Genomic DNA, 4,789 nt, shown 5'->3' with positions numbered 1-4,789 from the left:
GGCTTGTCGGCTGATGCCTCATCGGATCCTGACGGGGATGGGTTGAGCAATTTGCAGGAGTACCAGCATGGGACTGACCCAAATGATTATTATAACGGGGTGCCTGTCCAGCTTCAGATGATCGGTGGGAACCTTCAATCACACGCGGGCAAAGGGGTTTTTGCTGAACCCCTCATCGTGAAAGTATCCCAAACCAATGGCACGGCCCTAGTAAATGCCCCGGTGCAAATTGCGCTGACCCAGGGTGAAGCAGTTTTATTAACGGGAGTCACAGGGACAAATGGTGTCACCTCCCTACCGGCACGCACCGATGCCCAAGGTCTGGCGCAAATCTATGTGAGCTCCACCCGTGATGAGGCGGGGACACTCGCTGTGGAATTTACGCAGGACGGCGGCTCTGCTCAGGTGACTTTCGCCCTCCAAGTAACGACTCCCCAAGCACCTACTTTATCTTCGCCCATCCGGGGATATTCCGGTAGCGTGGTGGGTCTAGGGACTAATGGTAGCTGGTCAGTCTGGGGTCGCAGTCATCTGGGGCAATCAGGATTAAATACCGAGACACTTTTGGATTCCCCACGGCTTTTGGGCCAGTACACCGATGTGGTCACGGGTTTGAGTCACGGATTAGCCGTGTCAAATGGTATGCTGCTCGTATGGGGGGATAATACCTATGGACAACTCGGTACCGGGACAAATGCTGGAAGTCTCACCCCCCTTAATGCCGCCGGACGAGGAGATATTTCACAGGTGGCATCAGGCGATAAACATTCACTGGCCATTCTCACAAATGGTCTGCTCATCGCGTGGGGTGATAACCGCTATGGTCAAGTCGCAGGCCCATCAAACCAGACAATCGTAACGACCCCGCAACTTGTTTCCGGCGTGAGTAATATTACCCAAGTCGCCGGTGGCCGCGGGTTCTCGATCGCCTTAGACGATCAGGGCAGAGTTTTTACATGGGGAGATAACCGTCAGGGTCAATTATCACAAGTGCTCCAAACAAAGGCGAACCCTGTACCCGCGCAAATTGCTCCGTTGACTCATATCATCAAAATCTCAGCGGGCAGCACTCACGCAGGAGCCCTGTCATCAAATGGTGTCCTCTGGGTCTGGGGCGCAAATTCCTCCGGTCAACTCGGTCTGGGGAGCCGGATCAATCAAAGGAGTCCCCAGATATTGACGAATCTCGGGGTCGTAAAAGATTTCGGCCTGGGGGCTGCGCACTCGGTCATCCTCCTGACCAATGGGAATATTTATGTCGCCGGGGCAAATCATAATCACCAGCTCGGGACCAATACCGGAATCCTCTTAAATCCGACTCCTGTCCTCTTGACTAATCTCCCGGCGGCCGTCTCCGTCAGTGTGGTCGGGGATTCATCCTTTATCCGCCTTACGAATGGCAGTTACCTCGTCTGGGGTGAGAACCGTTTCGGCCAGCTGGGCGTGAGTAATACAGTCCAGCAAATCGCACCGGTACCCATGGGAGGATTGCAATGAGTGCAAAGTTTCTAGTATTCAGTTCTCAGTACCCAGTTGCAGAAAGAATTCAGAAGATTTTCCTCCTTTCTGTTTCTGCCTTTACTTCCATCTGCGTCCATCTGCGTTCATCTGTGGTTAAAGTCTCTGCACTTTTCTGCCTATTCTCTTTTTTCTGCGGTTATCTTTCGGCAAAACCCGCGGCTGTCGATTATGATTTCGGCACGGTAAATATCGGGACACCATTAAAACATCTTTTCCAATGGAAGAATCCCTCTAAGAAACAGGTGAAAGTCGGGGATGTGGCTTTTTCATGCACTTGTATGAAGTTACTTTCAAAGAATGAGTTCATCGCCCCCGGTGGCACGCTGGATGTGGAGGTCGGTTGGGTGGCTGAAAAAGTAGGTGTTTTAAAGTTTGAAGTTTTAGTCGTTATCGAAGGATTAGATAAACCCCTTTCATTCAAAATCAAAGGTGCCGGGGAAGATCCCCACTCGAAGCCTATCCCTACCGCATATCTCGAGAGTGGCGCACTCCAGCAGATGATTACTGACAAGGCTCCCCTGCTCATGATCGACCTGCGTAGCCCTGATAAATTTGTGCAATTTAATCTCCCCGGATCGATCCCCATGACCGTCGCACAGGTGAAAACCCGTGATGACATGAAAAAACAAACCCTTATCCTGATTCCCGAAATCGAAACCCCCACCTTTTGGCAGGAGTATCAGGCGTTGATCGGGGAAGGGTTCCAGTCTGTCCGAGTCCTGAAAGGGGGATTGCAGGCATGGAAACATTCCGGATATCCCCTCGGCGGGATGAATGCAGCCGCAAAAGTTTTGGTCATGGATATTGATCCTTCATCGGCCTATGAAGTCCTCAGAAATGGGCATTACGTCCTTGTGAATGCGGGTAACCAGAAAATATCCTTTAAATCCACGGTGATCAAACCTGTCCCGGTGAATGAATTATTAAATCAAAATAAACCCGCCTACGACGGGATCATCCTAGCAGGGGAATCCTCCCCGGCCACCTCTGGGAAAATTTCTCAAAAACTGCCCGGGATCAATCTTTACTCAGTAACGGGGGGGATCAATGACCTCAACGAAATCGTCGCGATCCGCGAGACCGTTACAAAACCCGGTGTCATGACGGTGGGTTCCTCCGGCATGACCCTTGTCTCAGGTTCATCAAGCTCCCCGGGCTCCGGTGGTGGTTGTGGAGGATGCCCTAAATGAAATTTATGATTGCAGAAAGAATAGAGAATTCCCCGCGTGTAGGGCGAGCGGCCCGCTTGCCACAGTCCATTCAAAACCTTCGCATTTTTGGTGCTTTGCCACTTTCCGTAATGGAGGGGCAGGCTTCTGCATGCCCGATGATTTCACGGACAGGCAAAGATGTGTCCGGCTCCTTACGTCTCCCGTCACGGACAAACGGAGGCTTGTCACTCCAGTGGAGAAATCTTGATTCCGTCTTTAATCAAATCTGCGCCCATCTGCGTCCATCGGTGGTTTCTCTCTTCTTTGTTCTTTTATTCTTCCTTACGATTTCCCTCCAGGCCGCCAGCTTCAGCGGATTTGTCACAGGCACAAATGGTGCAGGCATTTACCCAGCCATCGTCAGTATAGACGGACAGGACGTCATCGCCGGTTACAATGGCGAATTCACCATCAATAACCTCCTCCCCGGACAGGGTGAACTGGTCATTCAGAAAACCGGATACAATGTCGCTCGTTACCCGGTGAATGTGATGGAGCCGACCAATACTCCTTCCTCTTATTCAATCACCAATGCCCAATATGCAAATATGTCTGGTAGCATGGCCACGGCTCTGGATATCTTCGAGGATTCTGCCACGCCGGATCAAGTAGCCTCTGGAAATGTCATGCTGTGGCTGAAAGCGGATGCAGGAATCACCAAAGACGGTAACAATCTTGTCAGCCAGTGGGCTGACAGCTCGGCATCGGCAATGAATGGCAGCGCCAGTGGCTCTGCCCAACCTACATGGGTGGCCGACGCCTTTAATGGCAAACCAGCCCTCCGCTTTGATGGTATCAATGACTTCCTCCAATTGCCCGCTGGATTTGATAATTTCACCCAGGGAATGACGGTCTTTGTAGTGGCGAAGACTGTGGCCAATCGCTATTACGAAGGTTTTATTGATTTTGGAAACGGATCCGGAAACAACAATATCGTATTTTGTCGTAATGACACTCAGAACCGCCTAGTGTTTAGTGTTCATAATGGTTCACCGAATGTTGTGCTGGTACCACCGGATGGTACGCTTCAAAATGGTGTTTTTAATATTCATACTTATGTACAGGCAGGTGGCATTTCAGGCCAGCAATCGGAAGCCTCCTTATTCAAGAATGGATCAAAATTAGTTTCAGGAAATATGTATGTTGTACCTAATGTTTCCCGCACCCTCAATTACATAGGTAAAAGAAATTGGGATAACCCTCTCTTTCAAGGTGAGATCGCTGAAATCATCATCATTAACCGGAAACTTCTTCCGCTTGAGCTCCTTAAAATTCAAAACTATCTCTCTGATAAATATGGACTTGGCTTGCTGAAGTCAATCAATCCCCTCACAGTTTCCGGTGCGCGAATCGATCTGACCCCGTTAAATGTCCCTGCCACCGAAGTGAGTCCATTGAGTACCTTTACCGATTCGACCGGTGGTTTTAGTATCAGCGGAATTCCCCAGGGCCTTTACCGCCGGACGATCTCTGCCAGTGGTATCCTGACTAATACGGTGGATGTCATGATTACCCAGGATTTATCAGGAACCCTCCCTGTGTCACTCGATACCAAGCCCGTTGTCTTCAAAACAAAAATCCTCAATGCCTCCAGTAACGCCTTGTCTGGAGTGAGTCTGCGGCTTTATTCCCAAGACAATCCGAGCCTTGAGCGGTTCGTGCAAAGTGATGCGAATGGGGAGGTGATCATCTCTAATATGATTAATGAAATCCGGTATAATTGGGCATACCTTTTTAATGTGACTCCTCCCACCGGATTTGTCATGCCGGAGACCAATGGTGCTTATGCTATTTATTCGACAAATATTTTTCAGAATATTCTTCTGTCTGCGCAAAATCCGCAAAATGAGATAGAACCTAATAATGCAGGAGGTTTTAACAGAAATGCTCCAATGACCATGGCAAACCGATCTTTAGCGATAAAAATTTCACTTAATGGAACCATTCAAGGAAAGATTTATCCGGTGGGTGACCTAGATTATTACAAGATAACGGTGCCGAGCCGTGGGCTGTTTTATTTAAATGTAACGCGTCCCAACGGGATAGATCTGGTAGAG

The 4,789-nt window shown here is 49.5% G+C and carries 3 protein-coding genes; all 3 read left to right on the top strand.

Annotated features, from left to right (window positions below):
- Positions 1-1,497 (top strand): hypothetical protein (locus SGI98_10025; GenBank protein ID MDZ4743739.1); only part of this gene is annotated, 1,497 nt, incomplete at its 5' end.
- Complete coding sequence (locus SGI98_10020) at positions 1,494-2,711, top strand: DUF1573 domain-containing protein (protein MDZ4743738.1); 1,218 nt, start codon at positions 1,494-1,496, stop codon at positions 2,709-2,711. The genes SGI98_10025 and SGI98_10020, both read left to right, overlap by 4 nt.
- The coding region (locus tag SGI98_10015; protein ID MDZ4743737.1) for a LamG-like jellyroll fold domain-containing protein at positions 2,708-4,789 on the top strand (2,082 nt) is incomplete at its 3' end. The genes SGI98_10020 and SGI98_10015, both read left to right, overlap by 4 nt.

Source organism: Verrucomicrobiota bacterium (assembly GCA_034440155.1).
In the GTDB taxonomy this organism is placed as follows: Bacteria; Verrucomicrobiota; Verrucomicrobiia; order JAWXBN01; family JAWXBN01; genus JAWXBN01.
This window is presented reverse-complemented; position numbering and strand designations above follow the sequence as displayed.